Annotated in this window: 17 protein-coding genes and 1 pseudogene; 11 read left to right on the forward strand and 7 right to left on the reverse strand. The window is 65.2% G+C overall.

Annotated elements, in window-relative coordinates; genetic code table 11:
- The first annotated feature begins 77 nt into the window (after positions 1–77).
- On the forward strand, positions 78–1217 hold the full coding sequence (locus tag FBY31_RS12675; RefSeq protein ID WP_142041358.1) for a sulfite oxidase: 1140 nt from the start codon (positions 78–80) through the stop codon (positions 1215–1217).
- A 12-nt stretch (positions 1218–1229) separates the two neighbouring features.
- Here the strand turns inward: FBY31_RS12675 and FBY31_RS12680 are convergent, their stop codons facing one another.
- On the reverse strand, positions 1230–2810 hold the full coding sequence (locus tag FBY31_RS12680) for a GMC family oxidoreductase (protein ID WP_142041360.1): 1581 nt from the start codon (positions 2808–2810) through the stop codon (positions 1230–1232).
- A gap of 181 nt (positions 2811–2991) precedes the next feature.
- On the opposite strand from FBY31_RS12680, the gene FBY31_RS12685 reads away from it, so the two are divergent.
- Positions 2992–3984, forward strand: coding sequence for a helix-turn-helix domain-containing protein (locus tag FBY31_RS12685; protein WP_200833366.1), 993 nt, complete (start codon positions 2992–2994; stop codon positions 3982–3984).
- 69 nt (positions 3985–4053) lie between these two features.
- Positions 4054–4437, forward strand: a complete 384-nt coding sequence (locus tag FBY31_RS12690) for an RNA-binding S4 domain-containing protein (protein WP_142041365.1) — start codon at positions 4054–4056, stop codon at positions 4435–4437.
- Between the two features lie 26 nt (positions 4438–4463).
- Here FBY31_RS12690 and FBY31_RS12695 read toward each other — a convergent pair whose 3' ends face one another.
- Positions 4464–4970, reverse strand: coding sequence for a hypothetical protein (locus FBY31_RS12695; RefSeq protein ID WP_142045343.1), 507 nt, complete (start codon positions 4968–4970; stop codon positions 4464–4466).
- Positions 4971–5086: 116 nt separating this feature from the next.
- On the opposite strand from FBY31_RS12695, the gene FBY31_RS12700 reads away from it, so the two are divergent.
- From FBY31_RS12700 to FBY31_RS12710, 3 genes and pseudogenes are all read left to right on the forward strand, one after another.
- Entirely contained in the window at positions 5087–6586 is a 1500-nt protein-coding gene (locus FBY31_RS12700; RefSeq protein WP_142041368.1) for an HNH endonuclease, read from the forward strand.
- 115 nt (positions 6587–6701) lie between these two features.
- Positions 6702–7319: a uracil-DNA glycosylase gene (locus FBY31_RS12705; RefSeq protein WP_142041371.1), complete on the forward strand. Its 618-nt coding sequence runs from the start codon at positions 6702–6704 to the stop codon at positions 7317–7319.
- Positions 7320–7326: 7 nt separating this feature from the next.
- Positions 7327–7946 (forward strand): annotated as a pseudogene (locus FBY31_RS12710) (hypothetical protein).
- A gap of 12 nt (positions 7947–7958) precedes the next feature.
- On the opposite strand, the gene FBY31_RS12715 reads toward FBY31_RS12710, so the two are convergent.
- The 4 genes from FBY31_RS12715 to FBY31_RS12730 all read right to left on the reverse strand — a co-directional run bounded on the left by FBY31_RS12715 (position 7959) and on the right by FBY31_RS12730 (position 10284).
- A complete protein-coding gene (locus FBY31_RS12715; RefSeq protein WP_142041374.1) occupies positions 7959–9209 on the reverse strand; it encodes a type II toxin-antitoxin system HipA family toxin in 1251 nt (416 codons plus the stop codon).
- Complete coding sequence (locus tag FBY31_RS12720) at positions 9206–9472, reverse strand: type II toxin-antitoxin system Y4mF family antitoxin (protein ID WP_142041377.1); 267 nt, start codon at positions 9470–9472, stop codon at positions 9206–9208. Before FBY31_RS12720 ends, FBY31_RS12715 begins: the two co-directional genes overlap by 4 nt.
- Before the next feature lie 165 nt (positions 9473–9637).
- Positions 9638–10018 carry a PIN domain-containing protein gene (locus FBY31_RS12725; protein WP_160142463.1) on the reverse strand — a complete coding sequence of 127 codons (381 nt, stop codon included), beginning with the start codon at positions 10016–10018 and terminating at the stop codon, positions 9638–9640.
- A complete protein-coding gene (locus FBY31_RS12730; RefSeq protein WP_142041385.1) occupies positions 10015–10284 on the reverse strand; it encodes a type II toxin-antitoxin system Phd/YefM family antitoxin in 270 nt (89 codons plus the stop codon). Before FBY31_RS12730 ends, FBY31_RS12725 begins: the two co-directional genes overlap by 4 nt.
- Before the next feature lie 195 nt (positions 10285–10479).
- Here FBY31_RS12730 and FBY31_RS12735 point away from each other — a divergent pair, with 195 nt between their 5' ends.
- The 4 genes from FBY31_RS12735 (at position 10480) to FBY31_RS12750 (ending at position 15396) form a co-directional block, all read left to right on the forward strand.
- Positions 10480–11187: a FadR/GntR family transcriptional regulator gene (locus tag FBY31_RS12735; protein ID WP_142041388.1), complete on the forward strand. Its 708-nt coding sequence runs from the start codon at positions 10480–10482 to the stop codon at positions 11185–11187.
- A gap of 27 nt (positions 11188–11214) precedes the next feature.
- Complete coding sequence (locus FBY31_RS12740) at positions 11215–12345, forward strand: asparaginase (RefSeq protein WP_142041391.1); 1131 nt, start codon at positions 11215–11217, stop codon at positions 12343–12345.
- A 6-nt stretch (positions 12346–12351) separates the two neighbouring features.
- The gene (locus FBY31_RS12745; RefSeq protein ID WP_142041394.1) at positions 12352–13782 is read left to right on the forward strand and encodes an aspartate ammonia-lyase; all 1431 of its coding nucleotides are present in this window, start codon (positions 12352–12354) and stop codon (positions 13780–13782) included.
- A gap of 99 nt (positions 13783–13881) precedes the next feature.
- Positions 13882–15396, forward strand: a complete 1515-nt coding sequence (locus tag FBY31_RS12750; RefSeq protein ID WP_142041397.1) for an amino acid permease — start codon at positions 13882–13884, stop codon at positions 15394–15396.
- 109 nt (positions 15397–15505) lie between these two features.
- Here FBY31_RS12750 and ggt read toward each other — a convergent pair whose 3' ends face one another.
- Entirely contained in the window at positions 15506–17356 is a 1851-nt protein-coding gene (gene ggt / locus FBY31_RS12755; protein WP_142041400.1) for a gamma-glutamyltransferase, read from the reverse strand.
- Between the two features lie 176 nt (positions 17357–17532).
- On the opposite strand from ggt, the gene FBY31_RS12760 reads away from it, so the two are divergent.
- Positions 17533–18477, forward strand: coding sequence for an L-lactate dehydrogenase (locus tag FBY31_RS12760; RefSeq protein WP_142045345.1), 945 nt, complete (start codon positions 17533–17535; stop codon positions 18475–18477).
- Positions 18478–18491 lie beyond the last annotated feature (14 nt).

The following is an 18491-nucleotide window of genomic DNA, read 5'->3' on the forward strand; positions in this document are numbered from 1 at the left end:
AACCTGAGGCAACGGGTGCTCCCCGGAGGGCAGCACCCCAAGCCGCAGTACTCGCCGCCCAGCAGAATCGCAGCGCCATGACCCAGATCCAGCCAAACCCACAACCCACCCGTCCCACCGCAGCCGCGGAACAGCAGGCACCTGCCCCTGCCGGCCCCGCAGCCGGACCAACCACCGGACCGCTCACGCCGGAGGAACTCCAGCTGGGTGCCCGCAACCATTCCATGCCCCTGGAGGCCCTCCGCCGGGACATCACTCCGCCTGGGCTCCACTATGTGCTCACCCACTTCGACATTCCCGATATCGATCCCGGGGCGTGGCACCTGCGGATCAACGGCGCAGTGGAGCGGGCCCTGGAGCTGAGCATGGCGGCGCTGCGCAAGGATCCCGCCATTACGGTGCCGGTCACGCTGGAATGTGCGGGCAACGGCCGCTCGCTCCTGAAGCCACGGCCGGTGAGCCAACCGTGGGTGCTTGAAGGCGTGGGCACGGCAGCATGGACCGGTGTGCCGCTCGCCTATCTCCTGGGGAAGGCGGGAATCCTTCCGCACGCCGTCGAGGTGGTCTTCACGGGTGCCGATGCCGGGATTCAGGGCGGCGTCACCCAGCGGTACGCGCGGAGCCTGCCGATCCGTGAGGTGATGCGTGCCGACGTCGTACTCGCCTACAAAATGAACGGCAGCGAACTGCCGCCCCAGCACGGGTACCCGCTCCGGCTCGTGGTCCCCGGCTGGTACGGCATGGCGAGCGTGAAATGGCTCGAATCCATCGAAGTCCTCACCTCGCCTTTCGCGGGCTACCAGCAGCGGGTCGCTTACCGCTACCAGGACTCAGCGGACGACGCCGGCGTGCCGGTTTCGCGGATCAGGGTGCGTTCGCTGATGGTCCCGCCTGGTATCCCGGACTTTTTTACGCGCAAGCGGGTGATGCAGCACGGCCCTGTGATGCTGCAGGGCAGGGCCTGGTCCGGGCAGGCGGCCATTTCCACTGTTGAAGTCGGCATCGACGGAAAGTGGCTGCCCGCGCAGCTGGATGAACCCCTAGGCGGCTTCGCCTGGCGCAAGTGGACGATGCCATGGGTGGCGGATCCGGGCGAACATGAGCTCACCTGCCGTGCCACCGATGCCAGCGGCGCCACCCAGCCCCTGGAGCAGTACTGGAACTACCAGGGAATGGGCAACAACGTGGTGCAGCGGATCAGCGTCAGGGTGGAATAGCCCCGGGGCAGTTCAGAGGGCGGCCGCCGTCAGCTCCGTTTGCTGAACCGTGGAGCCCGCCGAGGCCGCCCCCAACAGCAGGTCCGCGGCTTTCTCGCCGATCATAATGGCCGGGGCGTTGGTGTTGCCGCTGGGCACCGAAGGGATGATGGAGGCGTCCGCCACCCGCAGACCCTGCACGCCGCGGACCCGGAGCTGCGGGTCCACCACCGACAGGTCATCGATGCCCATCTTGCAGGTGCCCACCTGGTGGTGGTACGTCCCCGCCGCCTGGCGGACAAACTCGCGCAAGCTGTCCCGGCCCGTGATTGCCGGCGGCGTGAACTCGGCTTTCCGGAACGGTGCGAAGGCGTCGTGCTGCCCGATCCTGCGGCAGAGCTCCACCGCATCCACCAGGGCCTCCACGTCGTACTCGTCGGCCAGGATGTTGGGGTCCACGAGGGGCGCTGCCGCCGGGTCGGCTGAGGTGAGGCGCAGCGAACCGCGCGAGCGGGGACGGACGATGCCGGGCTCGATGGTGTAGCCATGTTCCGGTGCAGCGCCGCCGTCGGTGGGGTACGGCAGGTGCAGGAACAGCGGCTGCAGGTCCGGGGCTTCCTCATCCGTCTGGTTGCTGTGGGCGTACAGCTGGCTTTCGAGGAGGTTGTGCCTGCCCACAGCCAGGGGCTGCCGGGCCTCGTAGATGTTCCCGGCCAGGAGGTGGTCATGGAGGTTTTCGCCGACGCCGGGAAGGTCCGCCACCGGAACAATTCCGAGCTGCTGCAGCTGGTCCTGAGGGCCAATTCCGGAGAGCAGCAGGATTTTCGGTGAACCGATGGCACCTGCCGAAACGACAATCTCGGCGTTGGCCCCCGCACGGTGAGTCCCGCCGTCGGCCTGATATTCGACGGCGACCGCACGGCCGCCGTCGACAACTATCCTGGTGACCAGCGCGCCCGTGGTGACCGTCAGACGCGCATTGTCCTGTACGGGCGCCATGAAGCTCTGCCACGCGCTGGCCCGTTTTCCGTCGCGGGTGGTGGTGTGGTTGAAGCCCACGCCCGTCATCCGGCTGCCGTTGAAATCCTCAGTCTCCTCGTGGCCCAGCGCCTTGGCCGCGTCAACGAAAGCCTGCGCGGCGGGGTGCCGGTTAACGATCCGCTCCACCGGCAGCGGACCGCCCTGGCCGTGAAACCCGCTCGCGCCGTCGGCGTGGTCCTCGGAGCGCTTGAACAGCGGCAACACGTCGTTCCAGGACCAGCCCTCCGCGCCGTTGGCGGCCCAGGCATCGTAGTCCGAGCGGTGGCCGCGGATGTAGATCATGCCGTTGAGCGAGCTGCTGCCGCCCAGGACCTTGCCCCGCGGCCAGTAGAGGACCCGGTTGTTGGCGTGCTTCTGCGGTGTGGTCATGACGGCCCAGTCGTTGGACCCGGTAAGAAGGAGGGGCCAGCCCTGCGGACTGTGGATGTTGGGATCGTTATCGGCGGATCCTGCCTCAAGGACGTGGACAGAGTGGCCGGCGTCGAGCAGGCGGCGGGCGATCACACTGCCGGACGAGCCTGCGCCGATAACGATGTAGTCAGTGGTAACCGTGGATCTGGTGCTGCTGGCCATTGTTCCTCCTTGAACCGGGCATGGTGGTAAAGCGGTATGCCTAGCAGTCTGGTGTTCCGGCTGCGGCTGCGCGTTGGCAGGGTGCGCACGTCGCTGTGCTTCAGATGCAGGCCGGTGATGCAGATCACGCTATCCGCTGGGCCTGTGCCACACTGGAATGGACCCATCAAGGAGGATTGCGGTGTCAGAACTTGCCCTCTCACCTCGGCGCGAGGTCTTCGATTCGTCCCTGCTGGCGGGCGGAGAGCGGTTCGACGCCTGGCGTGACGCCGTCAACGCGGCCTTTGTGCCGTTGTCCGTGGCCAGCGCTGAACCCAAAAACTTCACGGGCTCGCTGATCTGCCAGAGCATGGGGACCACCCACGTCAGTGAAGTGTGCGGATCAGCCAGCCAAGTGCGGCGGACCGCCCGGGAGATCGCGGGAAACGATCCCGGCCTCATCAAGCTCGGGCTGCAGCTGCGCGGATACTCCGTGGTTGCCCAGGACGGCCGGGAAGCAGCGCTTACCCCCGGCGACTTCGCCATCTATGACACCAGCCGCCCCTACGACCTGTATTTCGACGACAGTTTCCAGATGCTGGTGGTGATGTTTCCGCCGGAATCCCTGCAGCTCACCCGCCGCGACATCGCAGGCCTCACCGCATCGCGGGTGTCAGGGCGCCAAGGACTGGGTTCGCTCACTTCCACCCTGCTCAGCGCTATGGGCCAACACCTGCGGGACGGCGAGGTGCCCGGCGCCGTGACTGTGTCCGATGCGCTGTTGAGCCTGGTTTCGGCCGTCTTCGCCGAGCGCGTGGATCCCGGTTCGCCGTTGAACTCCCAGCGGCTGGTTCTGCTCGCCCGCGTGCAGGCATACATCTCCTCGCACCTCGGGGACCCCGAATTGACCGTCACTGCAATTGCGGCCACCCACCACGTATCGGTGCGCTACCTTCAGAAGCTGTTCGAGGAACACGGGGAGACGGTGAGCGCCTGGATCCGGCGGAAACGGCTGGAGAAGTGCAGGCATGACCTCCTGAACCCGCAACTGCGGGACCGTCCTGTGTCCGCCGTCGGCATGCATTGGGGCTTCACCGATGCTTCGAGCTTTTCGCGCGCCTTCAAGTCTGCTTTTGGGCGGGCCCCGGCGGAGTATCGGTATTCCTTCAGCCCCATGGGGACCGCTGTCCCATGAGCTGTGGAGGCCGCTGCCCCGTTATCCGTGCGGGGAGCTGTCCGCGCGGGGCTATACTCGGTGCCAACCATGACCAGCCTTCCTTCCGCCCCCGCCAGCGTCCGAATCGATGCGTGGCTGTGGGCCGTCCGCGCTTACAAGACCCGGTCTGCAGCAACGGCTGCCTGCCGTGCAGGGCATGTCCGGCTGAACGGCAGCCCGGCAAAAGCTTCGGCCACGCTCGTCAACGGGGATACCGTTACAGTCAGGATGTCCGGCTACGAACGGACCCTTGAGGTGCGCCGGCTGCTCAACAAGCGCGTGGGCGCGGAGGCCGCATCCCACTGCTTCACCGACCATACGCCGCCCCGTCCCGCTGCCCCCGCACTGGGCCTGCCGCAGCGCGACCGGGGCGCTGGCCGGCCCACTAAGAAGGACCGGCGCGAGATGGAACGGCTGCGCGGCTCCGTCTAACCCGCTTGTTCCCCGTTTCTGCTGGATCAGTTTTTGATCCGCGCCCTCACCAGGTTCGCGAACGGCAGTTTCCCATACTCCTCAATAAAGGCTGTGTGGTACTCCGCTTCGGCCCTGTTGAGGGTTTCGGCGGGCAATTCTTTCCACGCAATCAGCAGCCGCCCGGCGTCCTTGAGCTGCCAGACCAGTCGGCCGTCCCAATGCCCCGGCGGTTTGCCCTGCCCGAAGTCCAGGAACTCCTGGATCTGCCGCCTTAGCCCGCGGTTGCCTTTGCTGCCCGGGCCGGCTTTGCCCAAATAAAGGACGACGGCGGCATCCACCCACGCCGCTGTAAGCTCCGGCGCCTGTAGCGACGGATCCTTCTTCTTGAAGACGCCCGCGGTGCTCTTCTTGAGGAAATCCGGCTGGAACCCGTCCGGCGTCAGGACGGCGAAGACGCCCGTTCCCTGCGGGACCCGCATTGCGTCAAGGTCCCTGAATGGCCTGAAGCCCGTAAATCCGTCGTCTTTCAGGCCCTTCCTCGTGAACTGCATCCCTACATTGAACAGCATGGCGTCGAGGCGGATGCTGCTTATCCACAGCGGCTGGGTTATCCACATAGAGCGTGAGGGTCCGTGCCTATGGCTGGGCATGCTGGAAGACTTTGTTCATGGAAGCGGTTCAGGGGTTGGCAACAGCAGTCGCAGCGCAGACGCGAGACCTTCCCTCGGTAGCTGATGTCCTTGAATTGCTGGCTAGCATTCCTGTCCCCGTGGACAAGCCAGGGATGATTGACCAGTTGCGGGAGCTGGAGGACGTAAAGTCTGCGGCAGCTGCGAAGCAGGCCCGGATCGCCGTGGCCTTCGACCTGGCAACACGTCAGGAACAGGCCGCAGCCGGTGTCCCTGTCGGTGAGCTCGGTGCCGGGGTGGGAGCCGAAATCGCCCTGGCCCGGCGCGAGTCCCCGGCACGCGGCGGCAGGCTCCTGGGTCTGGCCAAAGCCCTGGTGGTCGAAATGCCCCACACCCTCGCAGCGCTTCAGAGCGGGCAGCTGAACGAGTGGTGCGCCACCCTGATCGTGAAGGAAACCGCATGCCTGTCCGCCCAAGACCGGGCCGCCGTGGACGAGGAAATCGCCGCGGACACCGGCACCCTCGCCGGCGCCGGGGACCGCACCATCACCGCCGCCGTCCGGGCCGCCGCATACCGGCGCGACCCCCAATCCTTCGCGAAACGGGCTTCCCATGCCATGGCGGAGCGGACCGTCAGCCTGCGCCCGGCACCGGACACCATGGCATACCTGACCGCGCTGGTCCCGGTCGCGCAGGGCGTCGCCGCCCACGCAGCCCTCACCCGCCACGCCGACACCCTGAAATCTTCCGGCGATGAACGGTCAAAGGGCGCCATCATGGCCGACGAACTGGTCGAACGCATCACCGGCACCCCCGGCGGCTACACCGGCATCGACCTCCAGCTCGTCATGACCGACCGGACCCTTTTCCAAGGCGACAGCGAACCCGCCCGCCTCACCGGCTACGGCATCGTCCCCGGCCAATGGGCCAGGAAAGCAGTCACAGGAGAACTGATGGCCGGTGAAAGATCCGGAGTCGCCGCCACCGGAACACCTGGACCAAAAGATCCGGATACAGGAGCACACGGTTCTGGAGCTGCGGGCGATGCGGACACCACCGGGTTCAAGGTCTGGGTCCGCCGGCTCTACACCGCACCCACCAATGGCGAACTCGTCGCGATGGACTCCAAGGCGAGGCTCTTCCCGGCCGGGCTTCGACGCTTCATCCAGGCCCGGGACCACACCTGCCGCACCCCCTACTGCGACGCGCCCATCCGCCACCACGACCACATCATCCCCTGGCACAACAACGGCCCAACCACCAGCACCAACGGCCAAGGCCTCTGCGAAGCCTGCAACCACACCAAAGAAACACCCGGCTGGACAGCCCGGCCGGTACCCCAACCAGGGCAACGGCACTCCGTGGAACTCCAAACCCCCACCGGCCACACCTACAGGTCAACCGCGCCGCCCCTGCCGGGCACAGCCCTGCCCAGAGTTCTGGCTGCGACTGCCAAGCCGCCCTCCCGCCGTCGTCGGAAATTGAGGCACCGAATGAAGGCGCTCAAACGCGCCCATAAGACGCGATTATCGGTGTGAGCACAGGGTCGCTAGCAGAAGGGAGACAGCACTTCCCCTGCCCACCCTCAAGCCCGGAAGCGTAGAGTGGCCTAAGACGCCTGATTCTGGACGCCTTGCTGCTGAGGGAGAAATCGTGACGATTGACTGGGACGAAAAGAAAGCCCTGCTACAGGAACCGAACATCGCGAAGGTAACCCAGCTTTGCGACGAACTGATGGAAAAGAAGCCGGGCTCCACCGTTCCCTACATCGACCCGGTGCACGACGAGGATGAATGCCGGATCGTCAGCCTGCAGGTCAGCCCCGGGAAGGGCACCGAGTCGGGCTTCGTCTCGCACTACAACGACGATGAGGCCGCCCGCCGCGCCACCCAGATCTACGAACTCGCGGAGCTCGACCCCCGTTACGTGATGCCCTGGAACGCCTACCCGTGGGTCCGCGATCCGGGAATGCCGTCAGCGCTGAGTGTCCAGGAAAAGACCGACGGACTCCGCCCCTTCCGCCAGTTCCTCAAGATCAACTCCCGGGTTTCGGCGATTATCGCCCACGGCACGGACGCCTCCACCTTCCTCACCCTGTTCGAGAAGACCTACCATTCGTCGCTGAAGAACAGCGGCATCAAGGTTTACAAGGCCACGGCCCTCGGGGGCCGGGCCTTTGCCGTCTCCGAAGCCAAACAGGAAGAGCTGCTGGCCAAGAACGTGGAGATCTACAAGGACGCCATGCAGCGGGCAGGCATCCAGCACCTCTGATCAGGTGATGCCAAGGGATGTGCTCGATTGGCTGCTCGACGGCGATCCTGCCATCCGCTGGCAGGCCCTGCGGAACCTGATGAATTCTTCGCCTGAGGAGGTTCAGGCTGAGCGGGACCGCGTTGCCACCAAAGGCTGGGGTGCCAGGTTGCTGGCCCTTCAGGACGCCGGCGGTCAATGGGCAGGCGGCACGTACTGGCCGGCAAACGACGACGACCCCGACCAGGGCGAAGTGGAACCGTGCATCAATGGCATGGTTGTGACACTCGGGGCCTACTGACCCGGCACCGCGGAGAGGAGTACCTCCTGGAGCGCGGGCTGCTGCGGCAGAAATCCACCGGCGAGCTCATCAGCAGGAACTGGCGGTGTTTCTCCTACCCCACCCGCTGGTACTACGACGTCCTCCGCGGGCTCGACTACTTCCGGGCCGCCGGTGGCACCCCAGACCAGCGCCTGGAAGAGGCCATCGACATTGTGCGGTCCAAAGAGCAGCCGGACGGCAGGTGGCTGCTTGAAAACACCCACCCGGGACAGGTCCATTTCGCGCTGGAGGACGGCGACGGACAGCCAAGCCGGTGGAACACCCTCCGCGCCCTGCGGGTACTGCGGTGGTACCAGGGCGCATAAGCCTTGCCCTGCTCAGCCCTCCATCAGCCTCCGGCGGTGCTTCAGCTCCTTGGCCCATGCCCTGGTGACGATGTCAGGAAACGGGGACCCGCCGTCGTCGTTGCCCTTTGTCCCGGCCCCGCCCAAGCCACCAAAAGCCGTCCCCGACTCGAGGTCCGCGATCAACGGACCTGACGCCTTCAGCCCGATCTCCACAACCTGGGCGGCCGCCCGGCCGGTCAGTCCCAGCTCGGAGGCCCAACCCAGGAACTGCCGGCGCGAAATCCCCGTCCGCTTTCCATTCATGGTCAAGGCAAGGGTTTTATCTCCGTAAACCACGGTGGAAGGGATGTCGTACACCGGGGCGATGGTCCACTCCCCGTGTGGCTGCTGGACCATCGATACGTTCTTCGCGTGCAGGTCTCCGTTACCCGTCAGCCAGGCGTAGGCGGCCTGGATCGCCAGGTTCCGGAGAGCGGGAAGCGGCGCGGAGCAGTGGTCCGCGAGCGCGTGGCACACCTGGCCGTATCCCACGTTGTACTTGTCCGCAGGGTACAGCTTCAGCACCTGCGCCCCATCCTCCACCGCCAGGCGGCGCACTCCGCCGGTCCCGTTGTCCGGGCCGGGCAGGCGGTCGAAGCGCTCCACGAGCAAACCGGGCCGGCCGGCAACATCCCGGATCAGCTGGACACGGCTCAGCGGGATTCGAAGCTTGGCGGCGTAACGGAACATCACCAGCTCGTTCTCGACCACATGGGGAAACTCGGGCGCGTTCAGCTTCAGGATGAACTGGCGCCCGGTACTCGCAACCGGCAGCGAAATCATTCCAGCGGACAACTTGTCTTGTACTCCCGCCAGGGCCACGGGATCAATGAGGTCCGGGTCGCCGAGCAGCTGGTCGAAGTCCAAAGCCTGCTGTGGATCCAGCTGGACTGCGTGCTCATCCCTGTTCGGGGGTTCCCCATGGCCGACGATCTGGACGTCTCCCACTGGATTTCCGCCGGCTGCGATCAGCAGGGACAGGTCATCGTCCGCGCTGGTCTTGATGGAACGCCGCAGCGCGTTGAGCCGGCGGCCCTCCGGCAGCAGCCCGGTGAAATAGGGCGGGGCGGCCCCGGCGCCGGAGAGGACTGGTTCGCTGCTGAGCGGCAGGGAAGTCGCGACGGCGGGACCACCGGAGGCGAGATAGCCCGCCACATAGCTGAACCTGGTACCGCCATCGTGCCGCTCTAGCCTTGCGGCGAGCACGCCCGCTTTGTAGATGTCGGCGATGCGGTGCTTCACGGCCGGGCCTCCTCATGACCTGCCGCCATCGCGCCTTGCCGTGCAGCGGCGCCTGTCCGCGTAGTCAGCTGGAGCTCCAGGCCGAGAGTATCCAAAAGCGCCAGGAGTGAGTCGAGCTGGACGCTTTGTTTGCCTTGCTCAACGAAGCGCACGAAGCGCTCCGACACTCCGGCCAGCTGCGCGAGGTCCTGCTGGGTCAGGCGGAGGACGGCGCGGCGGGACCGCACTTCCGCCGCAAGATAATTCGAAAAGGATGCCTTCATCGAAGCTCCTCGTTCGGCACGAACGTTCCGATTAGTGATAATGCCCCAATTCTAGGGGGACTTCGCCTCGGTCAACAGCTACCTTTCGGCACGAACGTTCCGGAAAAGGCTCATGCGCGTCTTTCCACCCTAAGCCGCACCCTGCCTAAAGCCTCTGTGGGCCCTTCAACCCGCTTGAAGGATCTCGACGACGTCGCTGACCAATTCGAAGTCCTTGGCGTTCCGCGTCATCAAGGGAATCCCCAGCGAGTGTGCTTGGGCCGCGATCATGATGTCCTTGCTTCTGGCATGCTGCGGCCGAAGCGACCGGACTTTTGCAGCCAGCTCGCCGTAACTCTCGGCTGCGGGCTCATCAAAAAGAATCCAGTCCATCAGCTCCCGCCACACAGCAAGGCGGCGCACACGCTGGCGCCGGATGTCTTCGGAGGCCGAGGACCGGATGCCGAAATGAAGTTCGGCCAAGGAAATGATGCTCGAGCCCAGCACCTCCCCTTCCGGCCACTCCGACGGCGGACTGATCAGGATGTTCGTATCGAGGAGGATCACTTTGCCTCCCACGGATCCACCAGGGGGTCCGCATTCCGGGATTCCCGGTGCTCCTCCAGCCAGCCGGTCTGGTCCACGCCGAGCCCCGCCAGCTCAAGAGCCTTCCCCACTTCGGCAGCAGGAGTCCACTTTCTGCGGCGCGTAATGGGAGACATCCTGGCCACAGCCCGCCCCTGCAGGGTGATCTCCACGCTGGCTCCCAGCTCAACCCGCTCTATGACAGCCCTGGGGTTTTGTTTGAGTTCCCGAACGCCCACCTTGTCCATAAGTGCAGTGTATTCTCAAAGTAGTCTTTGTTCTACAGATACTGCGCGCCTCGCGCTTGCCCCATCAGATCCGACATGCTCTTCGGCGACCTCATTATGAAACTGCTCGTCATCCTGCGCTCCATTGAGGACCGCGCCAGGGTCAGCTAGAGACGCCGCATTGACACCTGCTGTGACCCCTGCCATATTTAAAGCGTGAACCTGTCAGACAGCCGGACAGCAGGACAGCCTGCCGCCCTTCCGCTCGCACGGCTTAGTGCTGCCGAAGCGGTGTTCAACGCGATCCGTCACGATATCGAGTCCGGGCTGCTGGGCGTAGGCAGCAAGCTCAGTTCGGAAGCAACGCTTTCCCAGCAGTACGGCGTGAGCCGGTCAGTGATCCGGGAAGCACTGCGCTCCTGCACTGCCCTGGGCCTCACGGTAACCAAAACCGGCAAGGGGACATTCGTGGTCGCCAACAAGGTGGCCAACGATCTGATGCTGGGGCAATACTCGGCCCGGGACCTGACCGAAGCACGGCCGCATATCGAGGTTCCCGCAGCTGGGCTGGCCGCCGAGCGCCGCACCGACGAGGAGCTTGAAACGCTCCGCCATATCGTTGCCGCCATGGCCAGTGAAAGCGATCCGGAATCCTGGGTAGCCCTGGATTCGAGCTTCCACGCCGCCATAGCCCGCGCCAGCGGCAATAAGGTATTCGCCAGCGTGGTGGCGGACATCCGCGGCGCCCTGGCCCACCAGTCCGAAACGCTGAACATGGTGGCAGACCGGCAGCACGCCTCAGATGTGGAACACCAGGACATCCTGGCCGCCATCGAGGCTGGCTCCGCCGAAAAAGCGCGCGCGGCCATGGCCAGCCACCTGCACGCCGTGGGCCTTGCCCTCGACTCCATCCTTAACAACTAACCACCGCAACAAGCCCCCAAGGACCCCATGCCCTCCCCTGTGTTTTCCGCTGCCCGCACAACTGCCCCCGGCCTTGTTCCAGCCAGCAGCGACCGGACCAAAGCGCACCAGCTTCCCACGCACGAGCCCCTGGTTGCAGCGGTTCGTGACGGCCTGGTGGAAAGTGTGCACTACGGCTCGGCGATCGCTGTTGCGGCCGACGGATCAACTGTGGCGTCAGCGGGCGATCCCCTCGCCCCGTTTTATCCCCGGTCCTCCCTCAAGCCGCTCCAGGCCGTAGCCATGGTCCGCGCCGGACTCCAGCTGCCGGCCGATCTCCTTGCCCTGGCCGCGGCAAGCCACTCCGGGGCAGCCGGGCACCGTGAAGGGGCGCTGCGCATCCTCGAGCTGCACGGACTGAGCGTCAGCGACTTCGGCAACAGCTCCGACCTCCCCTATGGCATGAACGAGCGCGAAGAATGGTTGCGAAACGGCGGCGGGGCCACCCAGCTCATCCAGAACTGCTCCGGCAAGCACGCCGCCATGGCCGCCACCTGCGTCATCAACGGCTGGCCGGTCCAGGGTTACCTGGACCCCTCCCACCCCCTGCAGCAGCTTGTTGCCGAAACAGTCAGGGAGCTGACCGGCGAGGAGCCCTTTGCCCTCAGCACCGACGGCTGCGGCACGCCGCTGTTCGCCCTGACGCTCCGCGGCATGGCCCGCGCTTTCGGACTTATCGCGCACGCCGCGGCGGACTCCCTTGCACTGAACGACGACGGCGGACCGGCTGCCCGGAGTGCGGAAGCCACCGTCGGACTCGCCATGCAGCGCCACCCTGAAATGGTGGCCGGGGAAGGCCGCGACGTCACCGAGCTGATGCGCCTGCTGCCGGGCTCGGTGGCGAAGGACGGCTTTGAAGGCGTGCAGCTGGTGGGCCTGGCCGATGGCAGTGCCGTTGCCGTAAAGATTTCCGACGGCGGCGACCGTGCCCGCATGCCGGCCACCGTAAAGCTGCTTGAGAAGCTGAGTACTTCCTCGAAGAACGGCGCTGACAGCGCCCCGCTCTCCGCAATCGCAACCGCGCCGGTTCTCGGTGCGGGCCGCCAAGTGGGCCTCCTGCAGGCAACCGACTTTCTGACCCAAAAATCCCTGTCCACACCCGTCAACGAAGCCCCGTAAGGACACATGACTACCATCGAAACCGCCGCACCCCTGGCAGAAGCAGGCGTCCGGTCTGAACACGACCTGCTCGGGGACCGGGACGTGCCGGCCGGCGCCTTCTGGGGCGTGCACACGCTCCGCGCCGTGGAGAACTTCCCCATCACCGGGCAGAAACTGTCCTCCAACATGCACCTGGTCCGTGGCCTGGCAGCAGTCAAGCTTGCCGCAGCCCGCACCAACCGAGAACTCGGGCTGCTGGACGCGGAGCGCTCGGACGCCATCGAGCAGGCCTGCCAGGACATCCTGGATGGCAAACTCGCCGACCAGTTCGTGGTGGACGTCATCCAGGGCGGAGCCGGAACGTCGTCGAACATGAACGCCAATGAGGTCATCGCCAACCGCGCCCTCGAAATCCTGGGCCGCCCCAAGGGCGACTACGCCCGGCTGCACCCCAACGACCACGTAAACCTGTCCCAGTCCACCAACGATGTGTACCCCACGGCCGTGAAGCTGGGCACCATCTTCGCCGCCCGGGAACTGCTGGACGCGCTGGCCGAACTCGAGGAAGCCTGCGCCTCAAAGGCGCTGGAATTCCGCAGCGTGGTCAAGATGGGCCGCACCCAGCTGCAGGACGCCGTCCCCATGACCCTGGGCCAGGAATTCGGCACCTACGCCATCACCATCGGCGAGGACCGGCTCCGCCTCGCCGAAGCCGAACTGCTGATCCATGAAATCAACCTCGGCGCCACCGCCATCGGCACCGGCCTCAACGCCCCGGCCGGCTACGCTGAAACCGCGTGCCGGCACCTGGCCGAGATCACCGGCCTTCCGCTCGTCACCGCCGTGGACCTCATTGAAGCCACCCAGGACGTCGGCGCCTTCGTGCACCTCTCCGGTGTGCTGAAGCGCGTGGCCGTGAAGCTTTCCAAGATCTGCAACGACCTCCGCCTGCTCTCCTCCGGCCCCCGCGCCGGCTTCGGCGAGATCAACCTGCCGGCAGTCCAGTCCGGCTCCTCCATCATGCCCGGCAAGATCAACCCGGTGATCCCGGAAGTGGTCTCTCAAGTGGCCTACGAAGTGGTCGGCAACGACGTCACCATCACCATGGCCGCCGAAGCCGGGCAGCTCCAGCTCAACGCGTTCGAACCCGTCATTGTCCACAGCCTCCACAAGAGCATCTCGCACCTGGAAGCAGCATGCCGCACCCTTACGGCCCGCTGCATCCGGGGCATCACCGCAAACACCGAGCACCTCCGCCGCACGGTGGAGCAGTCCATCGGCCTGGTCACCGCCCTGAATCCCCACCTGGGCTACGCCACCGCCACCGCCATCGCGCAGGAAGCACTCGCCACCGGCAAGGGCGTGGCTGAACTCGTCCTCGAACACGGGCTTCTTACAGATGCCCAGCTCCAGGAACTCCTCAGCCCCGAACGCCTCGCCAACCTCAGCAAGTAGTCCCCACCCGCACCCTGACCTCGCAAGCTCGGCCAGGGAACCCGGCGGGCGTGGGCCCACCCAACCGAACCGCCCCGGATCCCAAAGGACTCCCGCAAAATGACTAATACCCCCCTCCCCGACCACCTTATTGACGGTGGGCATGCGCATGCCTCCGAGACTGCCCTGCATGCCGAGGACAAGGGCTACCACAAGAACCTCAAGCCCCGGCAGATCCAGATGATCGCGATCGGCGGTGCGATCGGCACCGGCCTGTTCCTGGGCGCCGGCGGCCGGCTCAACGCGGCCGGCCCGTCCCTGGTCATCGCCTACGCCGTGTGCGGGTTCTTCGCGTTCCTGATCCTGCGCGCCCTGGGCGAACTGGTCCTCCACCGCCCCTCCTCAGGCTCGTTCGTCTCCTACGCCCGGGAATTCTTCGGCGAAAAAGCCGCGTTCGTCTCCGGCTGGTTCTACTGGATCAACTGGGCCACCACCACCATCGTGGACATCACCGCCGCCGCCCTCTACATGAACTTCTTCGGCAACTACATCCCCTGGATGGCCGACATCCCGCAATGGGCCTGGGCCCTGACCGCCCTCGTCGTCGTCCTGGCCCTGAACCTGGTCTCCGTGAAAGTCTTCGGCGAAATGGAATTCTGGTTCGCCCTGATCAAAGTCGCCGCCCTGGTCATCTTCCTCATCGTCGGCACCTACTTCGTCATCTTCGGCACCCCCGTGGACGGCCAGCAGGTCGGCTTCAGCCTCCTGACCGACAACGGCGGGATCTTCCCCAACGGCCTGCTGCCCATGATCATCCTCATGCAGGGCGTCCTGTTCGCCTACGCCTCCATCGAACTGGTCGGCACCGCCGCCGGCGAAACCGAAAACCCCGAAAAAATCATGCCCAAAGCCATCAACTCCGTAGTCTTCCGCATCGCGGTGTTCTACGTCGGCTCCGTCATCCTCCTGGCCCTGCTGCTGCCCTACACCTCCTACGTCAAAGGCGTCAGCCCCTTCGTCACCTTCTTCGGCTCCATCGGCATCCAGGGCGTGGACGTCATCATGAACCTCGTCGTCCTCACCGCCGCCCTGTCCTCCCTCAACGCCGGGCTCTACTCCACCGGCCGGATCCTGCGCTCCATGTCCGTCAACGGCTCCGCCCCCCGCTTCGCCTCCCGCATGAACAAAGCAGGCGTCCCCTACGGCGGCATCGCCATCACCGCCGCCGTCTCCCTCCTGGGCGTCCCGCTGAACTACCTCGTCCCGGCCGACGCCTTCGAAATCGTCCTCAACGTCGCCTCCGTCGGCATCATCATGACCTGGGCCACCATCGTCCTGTGCCAGATCCAACTCAAACGCTGGGCCGACAAAGGCTGGCTCACCCGCCCCTCCTTCCGCATGTTCGGCGCCCCCTACACCGGCTACCTCTCCCTCCTCTTCCTCATCGGCGTCCTGATCATGGTCTTCATCGACTCACCCCTGACCATGCTCGTCACCGCCATCGCCTCCATCCTGATGGTCTTCGGCTGGTACGCCTGCCGCAAACGCATCCGCGAAATCGCCGAAACCCGCGAAGGCTTCACCGGCATCTCCCCGGTGGTCGCGAACCCGCCGGCGGCCACATTCAAGAAGTAATCCCGCTATAGGCAATCCCACTTAGCAGCTCACGACGGCGGCACCCAGGTTCTGGAGCTACAGAACCCGGGTGCCGCCGTCGTGGTTTAGCTGCCCGGACGCGAGGGGGCTAACGTGACGTTTCCACCACCATCGCCGACCCTCCGCCGCGCCTGACTGGTTCGGCGGCCGCCAGGGTCCGTCCGTCCTTCAGGAACTCGATCGCTGTGGCGGCCCCGATTTCCGAGGCGGACGAGAACGAGTCACCCGATGGGGCTAATTTATGGCCAAAACGTGAGGCCAGCGCGTCACCGTACTTCTCAATGAAGGCAGGTTCAGCGCTGACGTTCTCTGTGTTGCGCTGGGCGGCGCGGGAAGCAGCGATGGCGTCGGGGATGCTTATTCCCAGGTCAATGCGGTTGACCAGCGTCTGCAGCACTGTGGTGATGATGGTGGAGCCGCCCGGCGACCCCAGGGCCAGGAACGGTTCACAGTCCTTGAGCACGATGGTGGGCGACATCGACGACCGTGGCCGCTTACCCGGCTCAATCCGGTTGGGGTCGGTGGCGCTGTAGACCGTGGAGAAGTCAGTCAGCTCGTTGTTCAGCAAGAAGCCGCGGCCGGGAACCACTATGCCGGAGCCGCCGGTCTGCTCGATGGTGAGGGTGTACTCCACCACGTTCCCCCACTTGTCGGACACGGTGAGGTTGGTGGTGGAAATGTTCTCGGTGTCCTTCTCATCCTCGAGCGCTGCGGGCTTCACTGGACAAACCCCGTCGTAGGAGGACACGTCCCCGGCCGGAACCGGTTTCAGGGCTGCCCGCATGGGATCAAGCTCGCACGCACGCTCCTTGCCGAACACCCCATCGGTTAGGGCTTTGGTGGGGACATCCACAAATGCTGGATCGCCCAAGTACTTGGCACGGTCGGCGAATGCCAGCGCGCTTGCCTCAAGATAGTGGTGCAGAACGCCCGGCTGGTCATCGGCCTTCGCCAAGGATTTCAGGTCAAAGACCTCCAGGATGTTCAGTGCCTCGCCCACCGTGGTGCCGCCGCTGCTCGACGGAGCCATGCCATAAACGTCGTAGCCGCGGTAGTTCACGTGGGTGGGGTCCTGGTCCAGAGCACGATATTTCGCAAGGTCCTTAGTGGTCATGGAACCAACCGGGACGGGAAGCTTCGTGTCCGGGGACTTGGGCGGGTTCTGCACTGCTTCCACGATGTCCTCTGCGAGCGGACCTGTGTAGAAGGCATCAGTGCCCTTGCTGGCCAGGAGGCGGTATGTATCAGCGAGGTCGTGGTTCTTGAAGATGGAACCAACTGCAGGTGGCGCACCGCCAGGAAGGTAGAGGTCCTTGGTGGAGGTGAAGGCTTGGAAGCGCGCCTGGTTGTCCTCAGTCTGTTGCCTGAACGTCTTATCAACCTCGAACCCGCGCGTGGCCACCTCAATGGCCGGCTCCAATGTTTCCGCGAGGCTCATGCTGCCCCACCGCTTGAGCGCGCGTTCCCACGTAGCGGGGGTGCCCGGCACGCCGACCGAAACGCCGCTGGTGACCAGCTCGGGGGTGAAGTTATAAGGCTTCTTGGTCGCGGGGTCGATGAAGGCATCGTGTGAGATCCCGGCCGGCGCAGTCTCGCGGCCGTCGATCGTGCTGACTTCACCGCTGTCGGCGTCGTAGTAGACGAAGTAACCACCGCCGCCGATACCGGCAGAGTACGGCTCGGTCACGCCAAGGGTGGCAGCCGCAGCGACGGCGGCATCGACGGCATTACCGCCCTTGCGGAGGACTTCGATGGCCGCGGCGGAGGCGTCAAGGTCCACTGTACTGGCGGCGCCGCCGTAGCCCTTGGCGGTCGGCGTTTTTTTGATCTCATCGGTAGGCCCGGAATAGGCAGAAGCAGGACTTACTAAGACTCCTGTGGTCACGCTCATAGCCAGCGCAGCCGTTACAGCGGCCGCCCGGCGTCCCAGAATTGGCATGATGGCTCCTGAATTGGTTTTGAGTGATGTGGCTCACACGCTACTCCTCGGTCAGGGGACACTCAACGGACCCGGCTACCCTGAAACGGGCGGGCGTACTCTAACCCGGTAGCATGAAAACATCAGGGAGCTGGACCAAGCGCCAGTCCTGGATTTCGGGGGAAACGAGGTACCTCATGGCAGGATCCAGGCTGGCCATCGTCGGAGCCGGGAGCGTCGGAACGTCATTGGCCTATGCCGCCATGATCCGGGGCTCGGCCAGCAACATTGCCCTCTTCGACGTCAATGCCGCGAAGGCCGAGGCTGAAGTCCTGGACCTCGCGCACGGCACCCAGTTCGCTGCTGCCGCCTCCGTAACCGGCGGCGGCGACATCTCTGTGGTGGAGGGGGCCGACGTCGTCGTTATCACCGCCGGAGCCAAGCAGGCGCCCGGCCAAACACGGCTGGATCTGGCCGGCACGAACGTCCGCATCCTCGACCAGCTCATGCCGCAGTTGCTCCAGCATTCCCCAGATGCGGTCTACGTCCTGGTCACCAACCCCTGCGACGTGCTCACCGTGGCAGCCCAAAAGATCTCCGGACTGCCTCCGGGCCGCATCTTCTCCTCCGGCACAGTTCTCGATACGTCCCGGCTGCGCTGGCTTCTGGCGGGGCGCGCCGGGGTAGCCGTCGCCAGCGTCCACGCAACCATGGTGGGTGAGCACGGGGACACGGAATTTCCGGTGTGGTCCGGCGCCACCATCGGACCAGTTCCCATCCGCGAGTGGAGAGTTAATGGAGAACGCGCCTTCAGCTCCGACTATCTTGCAGATGCAGCAAAGGAGGTGACCCAGGCAGCCTACAAGGTCATCGCGGGCAAAGGAGCAACCAACTACGCCATCGGCCTCTCCGGAGCCCGCATCGTGGAAGCCCTCCTACGGGACGAGAAAGCCGTGCTCCCTGTCTCCACCGTCCTGGACGGACAGCACGGAATTTCAGGCGTTGCCCTCTCCCTGCCCAGCATCGTGGCACGCGGCGGCGTCCACACGGTCCTGGAGACACCGATGGATGATGGTGAACAGGCCTCCTTGGAGCATTCCGCCGACACGCTTCGGAACACCCTGGGCGCCCTGGGCATCTAAAGCCACACCCCTTT

Source organism: Arthrobacter sp. SLBN-100 (genome assembly GCF_006715305.1).
Classification (GTDB): domain Bacteria; phylum Actinomycetota; class Actinomycetes; order Actinomycetales; family Micrococcaceae; genus Arthrobacter.

Coding starts and splice junctions, on each gene's coding strand:
- FBY31_RS12720 (WP_142041377.1), bottom strand. CDS start 9,472: ATGAAGGCATCCTTTTCGAATTATCTTGCGGCGGAAGTGCGGTCCCGC.
- FBY31_RS12750 (WP_142041397.1), top strand. CDS start 13,882: ATGACTAATACCCCCCTCCCCGACCACCTTATTGACGGTGGGCATGCG.
- FBY31_RS12695 (WP_142045343.1), bottom strand. CDS start 4,970: ATGCAGTTCACGAGGAAGGGCCTGAAAGACGACGGATTTACGGGCTTC.
- FBY31_RS12740 (WP_142041391.1), top strand. CDS start 11,215: ATGCCCTCCCCTGTGTTTTCCGCTGCCCGCACAACTGCCCCCGGCCTT.
- FBY31_RS12690 (WP_142041365.1), top strand. CDS start 4,054: ATGACCAGCCTTCCTTCCGCCCCCGCCAGCGTCCGAATCGATGCGTGG.
- FBY31_RS12745 (WP_142041394.1), top strand. CDS start 12,352: ATGACTACCATCGAAACCGCCGCACCCCTGGCAGAAGCAGGCGTCCGG.
- FBY31_RS12675 (WP_142041358.1), top strand. CDS start 78: ATGACCCAGATCCAGCCAAACCCACAACCCACCCGTCCCACCGCAGCC.
- FBY31_RS12760 (WP_142045345.1), top strand. CDS start 17,533: ATGGCAGGATCCAGGCTGGCCATCGTCGGAGCCGGGAGCGTCGGAACG.
- FBY31_RS12730 (WP_142041385.1), bottom strand. CDS start 10,284: ATGGACAAGGTGGGCGTTCGGGAACTCAAACAAAACCCCAGGGCTGTC.
- ggt (WP_142041400.1), bottom strand. CDS start 17,356: ATGCCAATTCTGGGACGCCGGGCGGCCGCTGTAACGGCTGCGCTGGCT.
- FBY31_RS12700 (WP_142041368.1), top strand. CDS start 5,087: ATGGAAGCGGTTCAGGGGTTGGCAACAGCAGTCGCAGCGCAGACGCGA.
- FBY31_RS12680 (WP_142041360.1), bottom strand. CDS start 2,810: ATGGCCAGCAGCACCAGATCCACGGTTACCACTGACTACATCGTTATC.